This window comes from Phenylobacterium sp. (assembly GCF_030645195.1).
In the GTDB taxonomy this organism is placed as follows: Bacteria; Pseudomonadota; Alphaproteobacteria; order Caulobacterales; family Caulobacteraceae; genus Phenylobacterium.
The window spans coordinates 1-18,851 of the sequence record NZ_JAUSLW010000001.1; the positions used below are offsets into that span (position 1 = coordinate 1).

An 18,851-nucleotide genomic window follows, 5' to 3' on the forward strand; every position below is an offset into this window, starting at 1 on the left:
GACCGGTCTCGATCACGAACGGTGCGAAGAACCCCCACTCATCATCCGACATCAAGCCACGAACCAAAACCGCTCTCCTCAAAGAGCAGCCTTGAATCAGCGATCAGATGATTTGGGAATCTACTTCGTCAACAGGACCTAGAACTCTTCCCAGCTGTCGTCCTCGGCCTGGGGCTGTTGGGCGAGCGCGGTGTTCCCGCGAGTGGCGGGCGCGTACTGGGCCTGGGACCGCGGGGCCGGGGCGTGACGCGCCGGGGCGGCGTGTTGACGTTCGGGCGCTCGGCTGGCGGCTTGAGTCCCGCCGGAGACCCGGAAGCGGCCCACCAGGCGGGCCAGCTCCTCGGCCTCGTCGGCCAGGACGCGGCTGGCGGCGGTGGATTCCTCCACCATGGCCGCGTTTTGCTGGGTGACCTGGTCCATCTGGTTGACGGCGGTGTTCACCTGGCCGAGGCCAAGCGCCTCTTCCTTGGCCGAGGCGGCGATCTCGCCCACCACGTTGGAAATCTCGCCGACCTGGCGCACGATGCGCTCCAGGGCCTTGCCGGTCTCGTCCACCAGACCCACGCCCTCGGCGACCTGTTGGGTCGAGGCCGAGATGAGCGCCTTGATCTCCTTGGCCGCTTCGGCCGAGCGCTGGGCCAGGGCCCGCACTTCGGAGGCGACCACGGCGAAGCCCTTGCCGGACTCCCCGGCGCGGGCGGCTTCGACCCCGGCGTTCAGGGCCAGCAGGTTGGTCTGGAAGGCGATCTCGTCGACCACGCCGATGATCTGGCTGATCTTGTTGGAGCCTTCCTGGATGGAGTTCATGGCCACGACCGCCTTGCGGACGATCTCGCCGGACTGCTCGGCGTCGGTCTTGGCCGAGGCGGTGGCCTCGCGGCCATGGGTGGCGCCCTCGGAGGTCTTGTTGACGGTGGCGGTGATCTGGTCGAGGGCCGCGGCCGTCTCTTCCAGGGTCGCGGCCTGGTGCTCGGTGCGGCGCGACAGGTCGTCGGCCGAGTGGCTGATCTCGCCAGCGCCCGACTGGATGGAGGCCGTCGCGCCGGCGATGGCGGTCATGGCCTCTTCCAGCTTGGCCACGGCGGCGTTGAAGTCGTCGCGGAGCTTGCGGTAGTCGCCCGGGAACTCGGTCTCGACCCGGTAGGTCAGGTCGCCGGAGGCGAGCGCGTCCAGGGCGCGGGCCAGGTTGGTGACGACGTTGGCCTGTTCCTCGGCGATGGCCGCGGCGGCCTCGGCGTTCTGGCGGCGGGCGGTTTCGGCGGAGGCCTCGGCGGTCTCGCTCTCCTGGCGCAGTTTCTCCAGGTGCAGCTGGTTGTCGCGGAAGACGGTCAGGGAGGAGACGATGGCGCCCAGCTCGTCCTTGCGGGCCAGGGCGTCGAGATTGATGCTGTTGTCGCCGCGCGACAGGGCCTCGGTGGCGCCGGCGATCTTCTTGACGTCGCGGCGCAGGGTGAGGGTCAGGCTGACGGCCAGGGCGCCGGCGATCAGCAGGGTGGCCAGGGCGCCGACCATGGTCATGGTCTGGGCGGTCTTGGCGCGCTCGCCGCTCGCGGCGGCGCTCTTGTCGGTGACCGCCTGACCGGCTTCCACGATCTTGTGGAGGGTGGTGCTCATCTTGCCGTATTCTTCTTCGAACGGCGCGGCGAAGCCGGCGGCCGTACCAAAGTCGGCGGTGATCATGGCGCAGATCACGTCCAGGGCGTCGCGGGTGTTGCCCAGCGCCTTGATCAGTTCGTCATAGGATTTCTTCTGATCGGCGGGGGCCGTCTTGCGGGCGGTCTCGACCTCCTTCTTGATGGAGTCGATCTCGGCCAGCATGGCCTGGGAGTCGGCCTCGATCTTCTCGACCTCGATGGACGCCGCGGCGTGGGTCAGCAGGAAATAGAGCTGGCCGTGAACGGCGGTGATCCGTTCGGACACCTTCTGCATTCGCAGGCTGTTGGGCATGTCCACCTGGACCACCTGCCGCAACTCGGCCGCCTGGCCGCGTTGCAGGATGATGGCTCCGGTGGCCAAACAGGCCAGCATGACCAGTGCGAAAGCCGGTGCGAAGCCGATCTTGATGATCAGCGGCGTATCCACGAGCCTGAGGCGCTTCACTCTAAAATCCCCCGTAAACACGGTTAGCGACGCGGTCACCATGCCGGGAGGTTGCTAACCAAACGTCACCGAAATGAGTTGGGGGTCGATTTGCCGGGTCGCACCCACATAGAGACTCGAAATTATGATCCGAGCCTTTACTGTTAGTTAACCACAAATCGGATGGTCCGGATCAGACTCTCTTAACCTGAATGCTTCAACCTCCACTTGTCCAAATCTAGAAAGGAGTGGGGCATGAAAAATATGATCAAGATCTTGGGCGGTTGCGCCCTGGCTCTGGCCGTCGCCGGTTCGGCGTCTGCCGGGAGCTTTGAGGACAGCATGGGCCGTTGCCTGACGAAGAACGCCAACACGCGGGACGCGGCCATGGTCATGCTGGAATGCACCGCCGACGCCGGCAAGCTTTCGGGCTGCAAGGTGCTGGAGGACAGCAAGCCGAACAAGGGCTTCGACAAGGCCGCGCTCTGCGTCGCCGAAGCGCTGCCCATGGGTTCGAAGACCGGGGTCGTGAAGGTCCCGATGCGCTTCCCGGGCGGCGGCTAAACCGCGGCTCCAAGAATTACATCATTCTTGCAGATCACACCTCCGGCCCCCTGGGCCGGAGGTGTTTTGTCATGCGACAAGCCGTCGCTGGCCTCGCGAGGCCCTCTTGCGGCGGATTGCCGCAACCTGGGCGGGTCGCCCTGATCGCCTCGAGTTCGAACGGGGTCCGGGCGGGGTTCCCACTTTTCCTCATCCCGCCCTCAAGCCCACAGGGATCTAGCCGTTCACGCGGCTGATGAGCGCCATGGCCGCGGCCGGGGCGCGGACCTTCCCCTCGTGGATGAAGTAGCTGAACACGTCTGCCGGCTGCTCGGCCGGGGCGGTGCGGTCCACAGGCGTCAGGTCGTCGGGGCAGCGGCCCTGGGCGTACTGGCCAAACCGCCGGGCCCAGAGGTCCAGCCCCTCGGGCGGGTAGCCGGTCTCGATGTCGTCGGAGCCGTCCAGCAGGCGAGCATAGACGAAGTCGGCGGTGACGTCGGGGATCATCGGGTAGCGGTCGTTCTCCGACACGCAGATGGCGACGTTGCGATGGCGGCACATGGCGATGAAGGCGACATCGACGAAGCTGGCGTTGCGCACCTCCACCACGTGCCGCAGCCTCAGGCCCTCGTGGGTCCTGGGCAGCAGGTTGAGAAAGGCCTCGAAGTCGGCGGGCTCGAACCTCTTGGTGGGCATGAACTGCCAGAGGATCGGCCCCAGCCGGTCTCCCAGCTCGACGATCCCCTGGTTTAGGAACTTGCCGATCGACTCCCCCGACTGGGCGAGGATCTTGCGGTTGGTGCAGAACCGCGAGGCCTTCAGGGAGAAGATGAAGCCGTCGGGGGTGGCCGCCTTCCACTTGGCGAAGGTCTCGGGCTTCTGGGACGAATAGTAGGTGGAGTTGATCTCGATCGTGGTGAGATGGCGGCTGGCGTAGGCGAGCTCGTCGGCCTGCCTGAGGCCGTCGGGATAGAAGACCCCGCGCCACGGCTCGAAGGTCCAGCCCCCGATGCCGGCGCGGATGACGCCTGCCTTCGCCATGCCGCCCGCTCTCCTATTTGCGCGCCGCGGCGGTCTTGTCCCGCTCGGCCTTGAACTCCGATCCGGCCTTCCACGTCGGCCATTCCCGTGAATTGGCGAGCTTGGTCCCCAACTCCAGCAGCATCTCGGCGTTGTCGGCCGCGCCGGTCAGGTCCCAGTCGGGGGAATATTCGTCGGCCGGCTGGTGGTACTTGTCGGCGGTGTAGGCCTTCTGCAGGGCCTCGCCGCGTTCCTTGCCGCCGTTCACCAGGTCCTGGCCGCCGCCGAAGGACAGGGCCGGCACGCCGCGCTTGGCGAAGGGGAAGTGGTCGGAGCGGAAGAAGCTGCCCGCGCCGGGACGCGGATCGGGGCTGTAGGTCATGCCCCGGGTCTTGGCGATGGCGATCAGGTCGTCCTGCAGGGTCAGGGGCGCGTCGCCGGAGGTGGTGAAGTCCCGCGACGGACCGGCGGTGGCCGCCCCGTCCATGTTGATGTCGCCCACAGTGGTGGCGAGCGGATAGAGCGGGTTGGCGGCATAGTATTCCGAGCCCAGCAGACCCTTCTCCTCGGCGGTGACCGACAGGAAGACCATGGACCGCTCGGGGCGGGGCTGGGAGGCCGCGGCGCGGCCGATCTCGATCAGCATGGCGCTGCCCGAGGCGTTGTCGAGGGCGCCGTTGTAGATGGCGTCGCCCTTGGCGTCAGGCAGGCCGATTCCGAGGTGGTCCCAGTGCGACGTGTAGATCACCGTCTCGTCGGGATGCTTGGTTCCGGGCAGCAGGCCGACGACGTTCTTGGAGACGATCTTCTGGGCGTCCACCGCATAGTCGGTGGAGAAGCTGACGCCGGTTAGGGTCACCGGCTTGAAGTCGCGGGTCTGGGCCTGCTTCTTCAGGGCCTCGAAGTCCAGGCCCGCCGACTTGAACAGGGCCACGGTGTTGTCGCGCTGGATCCAGCCCTCAAGCGGGGCGTGGTCCTTGGTGGGATCGGCGCGGATGATGTCGAAGATGACGTTGGTGTTGGAGTTCTTCACCGTCGCCCAGCCGTAGGAGGCCGGGGCGGTCTCATGGATGACCAGGAAACCGATGGCGCCCTGGCGGGCGGCCTCCTCGTACTTGTAGGTCCAGCGGCCGTAATAGGTCATGGCCTTTCCGCCGAAGTCACCCTGGCCGGTTTCGAAGTCCGGATCGTTGACCAGGACCAGGGCCACCTTGCCCTTCAGGTCCACGCCCTTGAAGTCGTCCCAGTTGCGCTCCGGCGCCTTGACGCCGTAGCCGATGAAGACCACCGGGGCGTTCCTGACCGTCAGCCGGTCGACGCCGGTCTGGGCGGCGCGGATGGCGATCTGATCGCCCTGGGCCCAGGTTTCAGTCTGGCCGCCGGCGGTGACGCTCACCGCCACCGGCCCCTTGGTCTCGAAGCGGGCCAGGGGAACGTCCTGGGTCCAGGCGCGCTTGCCGTCCTTCAGGTCGCCGCCGGGCGCCAGGCCGGCGGCCTTGAACTGGTCTGTCATGTACTGGACAGTCTTCACCTCGCCGGGGGTGGCGGGGCCGCGGCCCTCGAAGGCGTCGGAGGCCAGGACCTTCACGTGGTCGGCGATCTTGGCCGGATCGATCTCGGCGGCGCCGGCGGGAACGCCCAGGGCCAGAACCGCCCACGCGCATGCGCCGGCCAGGAGGAATTGTTTCATGAATACACTCAGGGAAGGACCAGATTTGCCCCGACCCTAGCGAGCCTCAAGGCTGCGCGCTAGAGCGCGTTGGGGCAAGGTAAGCGCCGATCCCAACTTCGCCTGGAATGGTTCAATCTTGAACGATCCAGCCCGGAATGAGTGTGACCCGCGCGCCGCACCGGCCATGGCGCAGGCTGTTTGTAACGCCGCTGCAATCCGCCGGTCGGCTTGCTATGATCAAGGAAGCTTCAGCTAACCGCGTCGCGCCTCCCCAAAGCCGATACACTCGGCGGCGATTCGCGGTCTGACAACGACAGAGATCATGCGCCCCGCCACATTCGTAGCCGGACTGGCCTGTCTGACGCTTGCCGCATGCGCTTCGGGGCGCAAGCCCGACATCGCCGTGCCCGCCGCCTTCGAGGCGCCCCAGCCCGCAACCTCGTCCATCGACGCCGCGGCCCTCGACCGCTGGTGGACCCAGTTCAACGACCCGGTGCTGACCAACCTGATCGAACAGGCCCTTCTCTCGGCGCCGGATTCCCGCTCCGCCGCCGCGCGGCTGACCGAGGCCCGCGCCACCTCCTCCAACGCCCTCATCGCCTTCCTGCCCCAGGGCAACGCCGCGGGCTCCACCAAGGAGACCCACCCCACCCAGACCTCCGGGACGGTGGTCAATATCCCCGGCTTCTCCAACAACGGGGAGAGCGCCACCTCCAGCGCCAGCCTGAACGTGAGCTGGGAGGTCGACCTGTTCGGGCGGATCTTCGCCGTCGCCAAGGCCGCCCGGGGCGACACCAACGCCGCCGAGGCCGGCTATCAGGGCGCGCGCGCCAGCCTCGCGGCCAATATCGCCGACACCTATTTCCAGGCCCGCGGCCAGGCCATCCAGCTTCAGGACGCCCGCGAGACCGCCCGTATTCAGCGCGCCCTGCAGCAGGTGGCCAACACCAAGGCAGAGCGCGGCCTGGGCTCCTTGGCCGACGCCGACCGGGTGGCCGGGGACCTGGCCCAGGCCGAGGGGCAGGCCGCCGGCCTGGAGGCCGAGCTGAAGGCCACCCGCCGCACCCTGCTGGTGCTGGTGGGGCGCGGGATCGACCCCCTGGCCAGCATTCCCACCCCCGCCAGCGTCGGCGAGATTCCGCCGGTCCCGGCCACGGTGCCCGGCCAGCTGCTGGCGCGCCGCCCCGACGTGCGCCAGGCCGAGGCCGGGGTCCGCTCGGCGGCTGGCCGCCTGACCTACGCCAAGCTCGCCTTCTTCCCGACCTTCACCCTGACCCCGGGGATCGGCCTCTCCAGGACCGAGCAGCCGGGCTACGAGTCCTCGACCCGCAACTGGTCCATCGGGGCGGGCCTGACCCAGCCGATCCTGTCGATCCCCAAGCTGCTGCAGGACCTCAAGGCCCAGGACGCCCGGACCGAGCAGGCGGTCATCGCCTATGAGAAGGCCGTGCAGACCGCCTATGGCGAGGCCGACAGCGCGCTCACCCGGCTGGAGTCCGACCGCCGCCGGGTCGACCTGCTGACCGACGGCGAGGTTCGCGCCAAGCGGGCCTTCGAGGCCAGCCGCGTCCGCTATTCCGCCGGTATCGACGACCTTCAGTCCGCGCTCGGCGCCGAACAGTCCTGGCGCACGACCCGGTCGGCCCTGACCAGCGCCCAGGTCCAGGCCCTGCGCCGCGCCGTCCAGACCTACAAGGCGCTCGGAGGCGGCTGGCCCGCCTCCCCGGCGCTCGTAAAGCAAGAGGCACGCTAGACGTGACGAGAACGCCCCAAATCCTCACGCTCGCCCTGATGGCGGTCCTGTCCCTGTCGGCCTGCGGCAAGAAGCCCGCGATCAAGGAGACCGACGCCCAGCGCGCCCGCGCCGTGCGGGTGGTCAAGGTCGAGCCCCGCGCCATCATCGGCTCGCTCACCGCCTCGGGCGTGCTCACGCCCCGCGAGGAGGCCGCCGTCCTGCCCGAGGTCACCGGTTACCGGGTCGCCAGGGTGCTGGTGGACGCCGGCCAGTACGTCCGGGCCGGACAGACCCTGGTCCAGCTCGACGGCGCCCTGATCGCCGCCCAGGTGGAGCAGCAGGGGGCGCTCGCCGCCCAGAGCGCCATCCAGGCCGAGCAGGCCGAGGCCCAGGCCGCCCGCGTGAAGGGCCTCGACGGCCAAGGCGTGCTCTCCCAGGAACAGCTCGACCAGCGCCGCTTCCAGGCCCGCGCCGCGCGGGCCACCGCCAACGCCCAGGCCGCGGCCTACAAGGACGCCCGCACCCGAGCCGGCAAGCTGGCCGTCACCGCCCCGGTCTCGGGCCTGGTGCTGGAACGCAACGTGCGCCCCGGCGACCTTTCGGCGGGGGGGGCGACCCCCTGGTTCCGCATCGCCCAGGGCGGCGAGGTGGAGCTGCTGGCCGAACTGTCGGAAGAAGACCTCGCCCGGGTCCGCCCCGGCCAGCGCGCCAGCGTGGTGCTCGCCACAGGCTCCAGCGCCGAGGGCCATGTCCGGCTGGTCTCGCCCCAGGTGAACGCCCAGACCAAGCTCGGGACGGTGCGTGTCCGCCTGCCGGTGCGCGCCGACATCCGCTCCGGCGGCTATGGCCGGGCCCTGTTCGCCGACGCCATGGGCCAGAGCCTGGCGGTGCCGGAGACCGCCGTGCGCTACGACGCCGACGGCGCCAGCGTGATGGTGGTGGGCGCCGACAACCGCGTGAAGCGGGCGTCCGTGACCACCGGACCGCGCGGCTCGGGCCTGGTGTCCCTGCTCAAGGGTCCGCCGGCTGGCTCCCGCGTCGTGTTGAACGCCGCGGCCTTCCTGATGGACGGTGACGCGGTGCGCCCGGTCGACGCCGCGGCCCCGGCCGCCAAGCCCGCGAGCGCCAAGAAATGAGCCACGCGCCGCAAGATCACGACTCCGGAGATCACGACTCCGGAGGCAGCTTCCAGATCTCCTCCTGGGCGATCCGCAACCCCGTCCCCGTGGCGGTGCTTTTCATCGCGCTGCTCCTGGCCGGGATGATTTCCTACGGCGGGCTGCCGGTGAAGCAGTATCCCAACGTCCAGTTCCCGGCGGTCTCGGTCACCGTGACCCAGTCGGGGGCGGCGCCCGGCGAGATGGAGACCCAGATCACCCGGCCGGTGGAGGACGCCATCGCCGGCATCTCCAACGTCAAGAACATCTATTCGACCGTCAGCCTTGGGGTTTCCTCCACCAATGTGGAGTTCGAGCTCGGCGAGGACCTGCAGAAAAAGACCGACGAGGTCCGGTCCCGCCTGGACCAGACCCGCGCCATCCTGCCGCGCGAGATCGACGAGCCGACGGTCACGCGGGTCGAGATGGACAGCCAGCCGATCCTGACCTACGCGGTCGCCGCGCCGGCCCTGTCGGACGCCGACCTCTCCTGGTTCGTCGACGACACCATCTCGCGCGCCTTGCAGACCGCGAAGGGCGTCTCCCAGATCTCCCGCGTGGGCGGGGTGAACCGCGAAATCAACATCATCATCGACCCCGATCGCATGGCGGCCCGGGGCCTCACCGCGCCCCAGGTGAACAACGCCCTGCGCGGCTTCGATCTCGACGCCCCCGGCGGACGGGTCTCCGTCGGCGGCCGCGAGCAGACCCTGCGCGTGCTGGGGGCGGTCAACACCCTGGCCGCCCTGCGCGACCTCACCATCCCCACGGGCGGCGGGCGTTATGTGAAGCTCACCGACGTCGCCGAGATCGGTGACGGCTCCAGCGAGGTGCGCGGCTTCGCCCGCTTCAACGGCGAGCCCGTGGTGGGCTTCCAGGTCATGAAGACCCGCGACTCCAGCGACATCGACGTCGATGACGGGGTGGTCAAGGCGCTGGCCAAGATGGAGAAAGACCATCCGGGGGTGAAGTTCACCCGCATCTTCTCTTCGGTGGACGAAACCCGGGCCAGTTTCCGCGCCACCCAGAACGTGCTGCTGGAGGGCATGATCCTGGCGGCCCTGGTGGTCTTCCTGTTCCTGCGCGACTGGCGCTCGACCATGATCACCGCCTTCGCCATGCCGGTCTCGCTGATCCCGACCTTCTTCTTCATGAAGCTCTTCGGCTTCTCCCTGAACATCGTGACCCTCCTGGCCCTGACCCTGGTGGTGGGGATCCTGGTGGACGACGCCATCGTCGAGATCGAGAACATCGAGAAACGCGTGGCCCAGGGCATGCGGCCGTTCCGGGCCGCGCTCGAGGGCGCCGACGCCATCGGCCTGGCGGTGGTGGCCACAACCATGGCCATCGTGGTGGTGTTCACCCCGGTCAGCTTCATGAAGGGCATGGCCGGCCAGTTCTTCCGCGAGTTCGGCCTCACCGTCTCGGTGGCGGTGCTGTTCTCCCTGGTGGTGGCCAGGCTCCTGACTCCGCTGATGGCGGCCTATCTGCTGCAGCCCACCGCCCACCCCAAGCCGCGCAAACCCTTCGAGGGCTTCTACCGAAACGCCCTGGAGTGGGCGCTGAACCACCGCATCGTGGCCTGCATCCTGGGCGGTGTGATGTTCGTCGGCTCGCTGGCCCTGGTGCCCATGCTGCCCCAGGGTTTCCAGCCGGCCGGCGATCCCGACTACATCTATGTCAATGTGCAGGGTCCGCCCGGCGCCACGGCCGAGGCCATGGAGGACGTCGCCCAGCGCGTCACGGCGATCTTCGAGGGCCGCCCGGGTGTGCGCGGCGTCTTCGCCCAGGTCGGCTCCACCGCCGCGCGCGGTGGGCCGGGCTTCGGCGGCGGCGGCGGCGGCGGCGACCTCCGCAACGGCACGATCACCGTCCTGCTGGACGAGCACCGCAGCATCACGGGCGACCAGCTGAAGGCCCAGACCCGTCAGGCTCTGCGCGAGGTGCCCGACGCCCGTCTCAACTTCCTGAACTTCCAGGGCTCCGCCGGCCTGCAGGCGATTCTGGCGAGCGACGACGCGGCGGCCCTGACGGCCGCGTCGCTGGAGCTGGAAAAGCAGATGCGGACCATCGACATCATCGCCGATCCGCACGCCTCGGCGCCGCCGATCGGACCGGAGTTGGTGGTGCGTCCCCGCGCCGACGAGGCCGCCCGCCTGGGGGTCTCCGTCGACACCATCGCCCAGGTGGCCCGCGTCGCCACCGTCGGCGACATCGACGCCAATGTGGCCAAGCTGACCTCCGGCGAGCGCCGCATCCCGATCCGCATCCGCATGCCCGCCAATGCGCGGGGCGACCTGGAGAGGATCAAATCCCTGCGCATTCCCACCGTCACCGGCGGGACCACGACCCTGGACGCCGTGGCCGATGTCAGCTTCCAGGCCGGCCCGGCCAAGATCGAACGCCTGAACCGCAAACGCCAGCTGACCATCCAGGCCGAGCTGAACGGCGCCGAGCTGGGGGACGCCTACAAGCGCGTCCGGGCCTTGCCGATCATGAAGAACCTGCCCCCCGGGGTCGCCCCGGCCGAGACCGGCCAGCTGGAGGCCCAGCAGGAACTGTTCGGCTCCTTCGGCATGGCGGTGTTCGCCGGCGTGGCCATGATCTTCGGCGTTCTGGTCCTGCTGTTCCGGAGCTTCTTCAAGCCGGTGGTGATCCTCTCGGCCCTGCCGCTGGCGGTGGGCGGGGCCTTCTTCGGCCTGCTGGTCTTCAACCTCTCGCTCTCGGTCCCCTCCTTGATCGGCTTCCTGATGCTGATGGGCCTGGCGGCGAAGAACTCCATCCTGCTGGTGGAATACGCCATCGAGCGCGAGCGCGACGGCATGCCCCAGCGCGACGCCATCCTGGAGGCCTGCCGCGAGCGCGCCCGGCCCATCGTCATGACCACCATGGCCATGGCCGCGGGCATGCTGCCCACGGCCTTCGCCCTGGAGAAGGGCGCGGAATTCCGCCAGCCGATGGCCGTGGCGGTGATCGGCGGGCTGATCACCTCGACCCTGCTGTCCCTGGTCCTGGTGCCGGTGGTCTACGAGATGGTCGACGACTTCGAGATGTGGCTGCGGCCGCGCCTGGCCAAGCTGGTGACCCCCCGCGAGGCCCCGGCCGTCGCCGCGCCGGAGGACAGGCTCTAGCCTTTTCAACGCCCCCTGGACGGGCCTAAGCTCCGCTCGGGGAAGTTGAGGGGGCTGGATATGACCAAACTTAGGGGCCGCGAGGCGCTGTTTTCCGGGTTCGACCTGATGCGGCGCGAGCCAAGGCTGCTGCTGTCCCTGGCCGTGGTCTATCTGCTGAGCGGGGTCTTGCCGCAGCTCCTGGCCTATTGGGCGGTCTGGCCCGAGGTGCTCACCGCCCTGGACGCGGCGTCGAAGGCGGCCCTGACCGGCGGCAAGGCCGACCAGGTCCCGGAGATGGCGCAGATGCAGGCCCACATGCTCCCGTACCAGCTGCTGGCCTTCCCGCTCAGCATCGCGGGCACGATGGCGATGTATGGCGCCGTCTATCGGGCGATCCTGCGGCCCGACGACCGCGGCTTCGGTTATCTGCGCCTGGGCCGGCGGGAGGGCGCGATGTTCCTGACCACGCTGACCGCGATCTTCCTGCTGATCGTGGCCATGATCGCCGCGACCCTGGTCATCGTCATCCTGGTCATGGGCGTCCGGATGGTCGCCGGCCTCGACTCGAGCGCCACGGGCCTGGTCACCTTCGGCTTGGTCCTGATGGCCGTCATCCTGTGCGGCTGGTGCGCCATCCGCCTGTCCCTGGCCTATCCGATGGCCTTCGCCGACGGACGCTTCCGGCTCTTCGAGTCCTGGGCGCTCACCCGGGGCCACGGCTGGAAAATCTTCGGCATCCAACTGGCCATGATCGCGATCGTGATCGCCGTCGAGCTGGCGGTCGCCCTGATCGTGATCCTGATCGCCATGGCCGTGGGGATCGGCGTGTCCGGCCACGCCGACGCCATCGCCCAGGCCATGACCGCGAAGATGGCCCAGGGCGCGGAAACCTGGGTTCCGCAGTTCGCCGGCGCCTATGTCGGCCTGATGGCCGTGGCCTCGGTGATCGTCGCCGGCTTCTACATCTTCGCCGTCGCCCCCTCCGCCGACATATACCGCCAGCTCGCCGCGGGGACGGCCGACCCCGCCTAGGCGGCCAGCACGCCCTGGAGCGCGGTCACCAGGGCCCGGGTGTCGATGGGCTTGGGCACGCAGTCGTCCATCCCCGCCGACAGGTAGCCGCGGGTCTCGTCGGGTTGCACGCTGGCGGTGACGGCGATGATGGGGGTCTTGTCGCGGCCAAGCTCCGCCTCCCGCCGACGGATGTTCGAGGTGGCGGCCACGCCGTCCATCTCGGGCATGTGGATGTCCATCAGGATGGCGTCCCAGGCATTGGCTTCCCAGGCGGCCACGGCCTCGGCCCCGTTGACGACGCATTCGGCGGCCAGGCCGAGCTGGTCCAGCAGGGCGCAGAGCACCAGCCGGTTGGTGGCGTTGTCGTCCACCACCAGGATGCGCAACTTCTCGTCCATCGGCGCGGCGTCCATCTCGGCCGGCGGCGCGCAGGCGGGCAGGGGAACCTGGAGGGTGAAGCGTGACCCAACGCCGAGCTCGCTGGTGAAGCCGATGGTCCCATCCATCAGGTCCGACAGCTCCCGGCAGATCGCCAGGCCCAGGCCGGCGCCGCCGAACCGCCGGGTCGAGGAGCCGTCGGCCTGGACGAAGCGGTCGAACATGGCGCCCTGCTGGTGGGCCGCGACGCCGATCCCGGTGTCGATCACCTCCAGGACGACCTGGTCGCCCCGCTGGGCGAAGGCGACGCGCACCGAACCGGCCTGCGTGAACTTCAGGCCGTTGGAGATCAGGTTGCCGGCGATCTGGCGCAGGCGCGCGGCGTCTCCGAGGCGCCAGCCCCGGACGGCGGAGTCGACCGAAAGCTCGAAGGCCAGCTCCTTGTCGGCGGCCAGGGCGGCGTAGATCGAGGTCAGATCGTCGGTCAGCCGGTCCATGTCGAAGGGCTCGGGCCGAATCTCCAGGCCCCCGGCCTCGATCCGGGAGATGTCCAGGACGTCGTTGACCACGCTGACCAGGGCCCGGCCCGAGGCGCCGATGGTGGCCAGATGCGCCTTCTGCGCCACCGTCAGCTCGGTCCTGCCCATGACGTCCACCAGGCCCAGGACGCCATTGAGGGGCGTCCGCAGCTCGTGGGCCATGGTGGCCAGGAATTCCGACTTGGCCTGGTTGGCCGCCTGGGCCTGCAGGGCCAGGGCCTGGGCCTCCTCCCGGCGCACCTCAGCCTCGGCCTCCAGACGCGCCTTCTCCACCGCCGCGTCGCGGAATATGACCACCGCCTCGGCCATGGCGCCGATCTCGTCGCGGCGGGCTATCTCCGGAATCTGTATGGCGTGGTGGCCGGCGGCCAGGCGGCGCATCACCGTGGTCAGGCCCAGGATGGGCCGGACCATGCTTCGGCGCAGCGCCAGGCCCATCACCGCGGCGATCAAGGCGGCGAAGAGCACGCCCAGGCCCAGGGCCGTGGTCATGGCGCGCATCGCATGGTCCTTGCGCTCGCCGCTCATCGCCAGGGCCAGTCGACTGTCGGCTTGTATGGCGTCGAGGGCTGTCTCGGCCGGGGCGATCAGGTCGTCGGCGGGGTTGGCGGGTCCCACCATCTCCGCGGCCAGGGATCGCGTCCCGTGGGCGGCGGCCAGTTCGAGGGCCCGGGCGACCGCCCAGTCGTCCCAGAGTTCATAGGCCGCCTGGGCCTGGGCCACCTTGCCGCTGAGCGACGGATCGGAGCGTCCGAGGCGCTCGAGCTCGGCCATGTGCCTCTGGAAGGCCGGGCGATGGACCGTCGCGATGCGCCGCGCATAATAGGGGCCGCCCGAGATGATATAGCCGCGCAGCGAGTCCTCCTGCCGCGTCAGGGCCGAGCGGGCGTCATTGGCGACGGCGAAGACCTCGTGGGCGCGGATGTCGGCCACCTCGGCCCGCTTCACGACTTCGAGGTTGATCACCAGGGCCGCGCCCATGGCGATGATGGCGCTGAGCACCACGGCGAAGGCCAGGGCCAGTTTCCAGGTCGCCGGGAGATCGTTGAGTCGGGTAGAGAGCGCCATCCAGCCGACCCGTCTGACCGGGCGCGCATCGGTGCGCATTTGATCGACCTGGTCCAAGAAAGCCCGCGCGTCCCTGCGTGCAACTTCGGGCTGCGGCGCATCGGAACAAACCTCACCGTGGATGGGTCAACAACTCCTTAAACCGCCGCCTTCGGTCGCGGGTCAAAAGACCGCACCAGATTGGGGACAGGAGCCCCAGGGGCGGCCTCAGCCCCCGGCCAGGATCTCGGCGAAGAGGGCCGGATCGACATTGCCGCCCGACAGCACCAGGCCCGCGCCGTGGTCGCCCAGATGCTTGACCTTGCCGGCCAGCAGGGCGGCAAGGCCCACCGCCCCGCCGGGCTCCACCACCAGTTTCAGGGTCGAGAAGGCGTAGCGCATGGCGGCGGCCACCTCGGCGTCGCTGACCACGGCGATGTCGGCCACGGTCTGCTGCAGCACGGGGAAGGTGAGTTCGCCGGGCGCCGGGGATTCCAGGGCGTCGCACAGGGAGCGGGCGGTGGGTTTGAGGGTCTGGCGCGACCCGGCCTGCAGGGAGCGCAGGGTGTCGTCGAAGCCCTGGGGCTCGACCCCGACGACAGCCGTGGTGGGCGAGAGCGCCTTCACCGCCGTCGACAGCCCCGCCATCAGGCCGCCGCCGCCGACGGGGCAGATCACCACGTCGAAGATCACCCCCAGGGCCAGCGCCTGGGCCACCATCTCCAGGCCGACCGTGCCCTGGCCAGCGATGATGTCCAGGTCGTCGAAGGCCTGAACGACGACGGCGCCGCGCTGGGCGGCGATCTCCGCGGCGATGGCCACGCGATCCTCGGTGAGGCGGTCATAGAGCCGGATTTCCGCGCCGTAGCCGCGGGTGGCCTCCACCTTCACGGCCGGGGCGTCGGCCGGCATGACGATCAGGGCCGGGATCCCCAGCAGGCGCGCGGCGAGCGCCACGCCCTGGGCGTGGTTGCCGGAGGAGAAGGCCACGACGCCGCAGACCTTCTGGGCGTCGGTGAGCTGAACCAGGCGGTTGTAGGCGCCGCGGAACTTGAAGGCGCCGACCCGCTGCAGGGTCTCGGGCTTGATCAACACCCGATGACCCAGGCGGTCGTTCAGGGCGGGGCTCTCGATCAGCGGCGTCTCCACCGCATGGCCCTCGAGCCGCGCCGCGGCGGCCTGGATATCGGCCAGGGTCACGCTCACCTGGCGAACACCATAGCGTCGTCTACGAAGGCCTTGAACTCCAGCGCATTGCCGGAGGGGTCGAGGAAGAACAGGGTCGCCTGCTCCCCAGGCTGGCCCTTGAAGCGGATCTGCGGCTCGATGACGAAGGTCGTACCCGCGGCCTTCAGCCTGGCGGCCATCGCCTCCCACTGCGGCAGGGTCAGGATGGCCCCGAAGTGGCGGACCGGTACGTTTTCGCCGTCGACGGCGCTGGTCGCGCCACAGCCCACCTCCTCCGGAGAAAGATGCGCCACGATCTGGTGGCCGTAGAAGTCGCAGTCGATCCAGTCCGGGCTCGAACGCCCCTCCGGACAGCCCAGCAGGCCGCCATAGAAGGCGCGGGCCTCGGCCAGGTCGCGGACGGGGAAGGCGAGGTGGAAGCGGGGCAGGGTCATGATCGCCTCATAGACCCAAGGGCGCGGCCCTGCGAAGCGTCGATTTGTCCGCCGCCAACTTGACGGCGGGGGCGCCCGGATGCTCTACACCCGACGAACACGACCCTGGCGCCCGCGAGGCCCGGTCTGGGTTCCTAAAATCGATCAAGTCCACCCGCCGAGAGCCTGTCGAAGGGCGTGGTTGGATCGCCTCGGCAGGCCGGGAGATCGTATCTGCATGGCCAATGTGACCGTGATCGGGGCCCAGTGGGGCGACGAGGGCAAGGGCAAGCTGGTGGACTGGCTGTCCAATCGGGCCGACGTGGTCGTGCGCTTCCAGGGCGGCCACAACGCCGGCCACACCCTGGTGGTGGGCAACCAGGTCTACAAGCTGTCCCTGCTGCCCTCGGGCGTGGTGCAGGGCAAGCTCTCGGTGATCGGCAACGGCGTGGTTGTCGATCCCTGGCACCTGCTGGAGGAGATCGCCAAGATCGGCGCCCAGGGGATCAAGATCACCCCCGACCTGCTGGTCCTGGCCGACAACGCCGCCCTGATCCTGCCCCTGCACCGCGACCTGGACCAGGCCCGCGAGGCCGCGGCTGTCAACAAGATCGGCACCACCGGCCGCGGCATCGGCCCGGCCTACGAGGACAAGGTCGGCCGCCGGGCCATCCGGGTCGGCGACCTGGCCGACCGGGACGCCCTGGAGGCCAAGATCGACCGCCTGCTGGCCCACCACACGCCGCTGCGCCGGGGGCTGGGACTGCCGGAATATGACGGCGCGCAGCTGCTGGCGGCCCTGGAGGAGATCGCGCCCAAGATTCTGCCCTTCGCCCAGCCGGCCTGGCGCCTGCTGGACCAGGTGGTGAAATCGGGCAAGAGGGTGCTGTTCGAGGGCGCCCAGGGCGCCCTGCTGGACGTCGATCATGGCACCTATCCCTATGTGACCTCCTCCAACACCGTGGCGGGCCAGGCCGCGGCCGGGTCGGGCCTGGGCCCCAAGGGGCCGGGCTTCGTCCTGGGGATCGTCAAGGCCTACACCACCCGGGTCGGCGAGGGGCCCTTCCCCACCGAGCTGTTCGACGAGGTCGGCCAGCACCTTGGGACGGTAGGCAAGGAGTTCGGCGTGGTCACCGGGCGGCCGCGCCGCTGCGGCTGGTTCGACGCCGTCCTAGTGCGCCAGTCGGTGGCCCTCAACGGCATCGACGGCATCGCGCTCACCAAGCTCGACATCCTGGATGGCCTGCCCAAGCTGAAGATCTGCGTCGGCTACAAGCTGGGGGACAAGACCTTCGACTACCTGCCCGCCGGCCTGAAGGCCCAGTCGGCCCTGGAGCCGATCTACGAGGAGATGGACGGCTGGAGCGAAAGCACGGCCGGGGCGACCTCCTGGAAGGATCTGCCAGCCAATGCGGTGAAGTATGTCCGCCGGGTGGAGGAGCTGATCGGGGCGCCAGCGGCCATGGTCTCCACCAGCCCGCAACGGGACGACACCATCATGGTCCGCGACCCCTTCCAGGACTGAGGACGGGCGCTGGGGCGCGGCTGAAGGCCGCGCCGGGGGGCGGCGGCGTCAAGGTGATCTTTACCCACGTCCCCCAAATTGGGCGCCAGTCTTCCCCGGGAGTCGGCCCGCCAAGTGTTCAACGAAGAGCACAAACTCGTCCAGCGCATGGTTCCCATGCTGCAGAGGGTGCTGATCGTCGATCCGGCGCCGGCGAGCGCGCGCCTGCTCGCCGACCTGGTGCGAAACATTTCCGCGGGCCAGATCTGGAACGCCCCCAACAACAAGCGCGGCCTGCAGGCCGCCGAGCAGGTCAATCCGCAGCTGATCTTCGTGGAGCTGTCGGGGGACAATGTCGACGGCATCGACTTCACCCGCCGGATTCGGAGGGAGGACTTCAGTTGCCGCCAGGCGCCGATCATCATGGTCACCGCCACCGCCACGGCCGGCGCCATCCTGGGCGCCCGCGACGCCGGTGTGCACGAGTTCCTGCGCAAGCCCTACACCGCCAAGGATCTGCTGCGCCGCCTGGAGGCGGTCACCCTGCGTCCGCGCGACTGGGTGGAGGCGGTGGACTATATCGGCCCCGACCGTCGGCGGTTCAATTCGGGGGACTACAAGGGCAAGCTCAAGCGCCGCTCCGACATCAAGACGACGCCGGACGCCGCGCGCATCCTCCAGGCCCTGAAGATCCTCCGCTCGGCCCTGACCGCCATCGAGAGCGATCCCCGCCAGGCCCTGCGCTCCATGGAGGCCCAGGTGGCCGAGCTGCAGCGCTCGGCCGTGGCGGTGTCGGACCTCAAGCTCGCCGCCTGCGTGGGCGCCTTCCAGCGCTACCTCCGCGTCGCGACCAACCGCGGGGTGCTGATCCCGCACGAGGTGTCGGCCCAGGCCGCGCCGCTTCTGGCCTTCCTGCCGGCCGAGGACGAGACCCGCAAGGCGCCGCCTCGCGACGCCGTGGCCATCTAGGAAAGAGAGGCGGCCTCCTCCCGTTGGGGAGAAGGCCAAGGGTGTCAGGCGTCGATCAGGTTGCGCGCCTCGGCGGCGGCCTTCATCGACTTCTGCAGCTTTTCGAAGGCGCGCACCTCGATCTGGCGCACGCGCTCGCGGCTGACGCCGTATTCGGCGGCCAGCTCCTCCAGGGTGGAAGGATCGTCCTTCAGCCGGCGCTCGGTCAGGATGTGACGCTCGCGGTCGGTGAGCTCGGTCATCGCTTCGCCTAGCAGGCCCATGCGCAGGGTGTGCTCCTGGCTCTCGGCGACCTGGGTCTCCTGGCTGACGGCGTTGGTGTCCTCCAGCCAGTCCTGCCACTCGCTCTCGCCGTCGGCGCGCATGGGCGCGTTCAGCGAGGCGTCGGGGCCCGACAGCCGGCGGTTCATCGAGATTACTTCCTCGTCCAGCACGCCCAGCTTGGTGGCGATCAGGCTGACCTGGTCGGGGTGCAGGTCC

General features: G+C 69.3%; 14 protein-coding genes. 7 read left to right on the forward strand and 7 right to left on the reverse strand.

What is annotated here, in order from left to right:
* Positions 1-138: 138 nt before the first annotated feature.
* Positions 139-2,100, reverse strand: a complete 1,962-nt coding sequence (locus Q7T09_RS00005) for a methyl-accepting chemotaxis protein (protein WP_304696898.1) — start codon at positions 2,098-2,100, stop codon at positions 139-141.
* A 234-nt stretch (positions 2,101-2,334) separates the two neighbouring features.
* Here Q7T09_RS00005 and Q7T09_RS00010 point away from each other — a divergent pair, with 234 nt between their 5' ends.
* Positions 2,335-2,643 carry an energy transducer TonB gene (locus Q7T09_RS00010; RefSeq protein WP_304696899.1) on the forward strand — a complete coding sequence of 103 codons (309 nt, stop codon included), beginning with the start codon at positions 2,335-2,337 and terminating at the stop codon, positions 2,641-2,643.
* Positions 2,644-2,859: 216 nt separating this feature from the next.
* On the opposite strand, the gene Q7T09_RS00015 is transcribed toward Q7T09_RS00010, so the two are convergent.
* Together Q7T09_RS00015 and Q7T09_RS00020 are read right to left on the reverse strand one after the other, a co-directional pair.
* A complete protein-coding gene (locus Q7T09_RS00015) occupies positions 2,860-3,663 on the reverse strand; it encodes a DUF72 domain-containing protein (protein WP_304696900.1) in 804 nt (267 codons plus the stop codon).
* A gap of 13 nt (positions 3,664-3,676) precedes the next feature.
* Positions 3,677-5,332, reverse strand: coding sequence for a M28 family metallopeptidase (locus tag Q7T09_RS00020; protein WP_304696901.1), 1,656 nt, complete (start codon positions 5,330-5,332; stop codon positions 3,677-3,679).
* Positions 5,333-5,636: 304 nt separating this feature from the next.
* Between Q7T09_RS00020 and Q7T09_RS00025 the strand changes: the two genes are divergently transcribed.
* Genes Q7T09_RS00025 through Q7T09_RS00040 form a run of 4 tightly spaced genes read left to right on the forward strand, consistent with a single transcriptional unit; the run spans position 5,637 to position 12,351 of the window.
* Complete coding sequence (locus Q7T09_RS00025; RefSeq protein WP_304696902.1) at positions 5,637-7,067, forward strand: efflux transporter outer membrane subunit; 1,431 nt, start codon at positions 5,637-5,639, stop codon at positions 7,065-7,067.
* 2 nt (positions 7,068-7,069) lie between these two features.
* Positions 7,070-8,185: an efflux RND transporter periplasmic adaptor subunit gene (locus Q7T09_RS00030; RefSeq protein ID WP_304696903.1), complete on the forward strand. Its 1,116-nt coding sequence runs from the start codon at positions 7,070-7,072 to the stop codon at positions 8,183-8,185.
* Entirely contained in the window at positions 8,182-11,337 is a 3,156-nt protein-coding gene (locus tag Q7T09_RS00035; RefSeq protein ID WP_304696904.1) for an efflux RND transporter permease subunit, read from the forward strand. The genes Q7T09_RS00030 and Q7T09_RS00035 overlap by 4 nt, the downstream gene beginning before the upstream one ends.
* Positions 11,338-11,397: 60 nt before the next feature.
* Entirely contained in the window at positions 11,398-12,351 is a 954-nt protein-coding gene (locus Q7T09_RS00040) for a hypothetical protein (RefSeq protein WP_304696905.1), read from the forward strand.
* On the opposite strand, the gene Q7T09_RS00045 is transcribed toward Q7T09_RS00040, so the two are convergent.
* The 3 genes from Q7T09_RS00045 to Q7T09_RS00055 all read right to left on the reverse strand — a co-directional run bounded on the left by Q7T09_RS00045 (position 12,348) and on the right by Q7T09_RS00055 (position 15,919).
* The gene (locus tag Q7T09_RS00045) at positions 12,348-14,357 is read right to left on the reverse strand and encodes an ATP-binding protein (protein ID WP_304696906.1); all 2,010 of its coding nucleotides are present in this window, start codon (positions 14,355-14,357) and stop codon (positions 12,348-12,350) included. The two genes, Q7T09_RS00040 and Q7T09_RS00045, sit on opposite strands and share 4 nt — an antisense overlap.
* Positions 14,358-14,525: 168 nt before the next feature.
* Complete coding sequence (locus Q7T09_RS00050) at positions 14,526-15,503, reverse strand: threonine/serine dehydratase (protein WP_304696907.1); 978 nt, start codon at positions 15,501-15,503, stop codon at positions 14,526-14,528.
* A complete protein-coding gene (locus Q7T09_RS00055; protein WP_304696908.1) occupies positions 15,500-15,919 on the reverse strand; it encodes a VOC family protein in 420 nt (139 codons plus the stop codon). Before Q7T09_RS00055 ends, Q7T09_RS00050 begins: the two co-directional genes overlap by 4 nt.
* Before the next feature lie 217 nt (positions 15,920-16,136).
* Between Q7T09_RS00055 and Q7T09_RS00060 the strand changes: the two genes are divergently transcribed.
* Together Q7T09_RS00060 and Q7T09_RS00065 are read left to right on the forward strand one after the other, a co-directional pair.
* Positions 16,137-17,423: an adenylosuccinate synthase gene (locus Q7T09_RS00060; protein ID WP_304696909.1), complete on the forward strand. Its 1,287-nt coding sequence runs from the start codon at positions 16,137-16,139 to the stop codon at positions 17,421-17,423.
* 114 nt (positions 17,424-17,537) lie between these two features.
* The gene (locus Q7T09_RS00065) at positions 17,538-18,371 is read left to right on the forward strand and encodes a response regulator (protein WP_304696910.1); all 834 of its coding nucleotides are present in this window, start codon (positions 17,538-17,540) and stop codon (positions 18,369-18,371) included.
* A 44-nt stretch (positions 18,372-18,415) separates the two neighbouring features.
* Here the strand turns inward: Q7T09_RS00065 and Q7T09_RS00070 are convergent.
* Positions 18,416-18,851: sigma-70 family RNA polymerase sigma factor (locus Q7T09_RS00070; protein WP_304696911.1), on the reverse strand; the 436-nt coding region annotated here is incomplete at its 5' end.

Coding starts and splice junctions, on each gene's coding strand:
- Q7T09_RS00045 (WP_304696906.1), bottom strand. CDS start 14,357: ATGCGCACCGATGCGCGCCCGGTCAGACGGGTCGGCTGGATGGCGCTC.
- Q7T09_RS00010 (WP_304696899.1), top strand. CDS start 2,335: ATGAAAAATATGATCAAGATCTTGGGCGGTTGCGCCCTGGCTCTGGCC.
- Q7T09_RS00060 (WP_304696909.1), top strand. CDS start 16,137: ATGGCCAATGTGACCGTGATCGGGGCCCAGTGGGGCGACGAGGGCAAG.
- Q7T09_RS00025 (WP_304696902.1), top strand. CDS start 5,637: ATGCGCCCCGCCACATTCGTAGCCGGACTGGCCTGTCTGACGCTTGCC.
- Q7T09_RS00055 (WP_304696908.1), bottom strand. CDS start 15,919: ATGACCCTGCCCCGCTTCCACCTCGCCTTCCCCGTCCGCGACCTGGCC.
- Q7T09_RS00040 (WP_304696905.1), top strand. CDS start 11,398: ATGACCAAACTTAGGGGCCGCGAGGCGCTGTTTTCCGGGTTCGACCTG.
- Q7T09_RS00020 (WP_304696901.1), bottom strand. CDS start 5,332: ATGAAACAATTCCTCCTGGCCGGCGCATGCGCGTGGGCGGTTCTGGCC.
- Q7T09_RS00015 (WP_304696900.1), bottom strand. CDS start 3,663: ATGGCGAAGGCAGGCGTCATCCGCGCCGGCATCGGGGGCTGGACCTTC.
- Q7T09_RS00035 (WP_304696904.1), top strand. CDS start 8,182: ATGAGCCACGCGCCGCAAGATCACGACTCCGGAGATCACGACTCCGGA.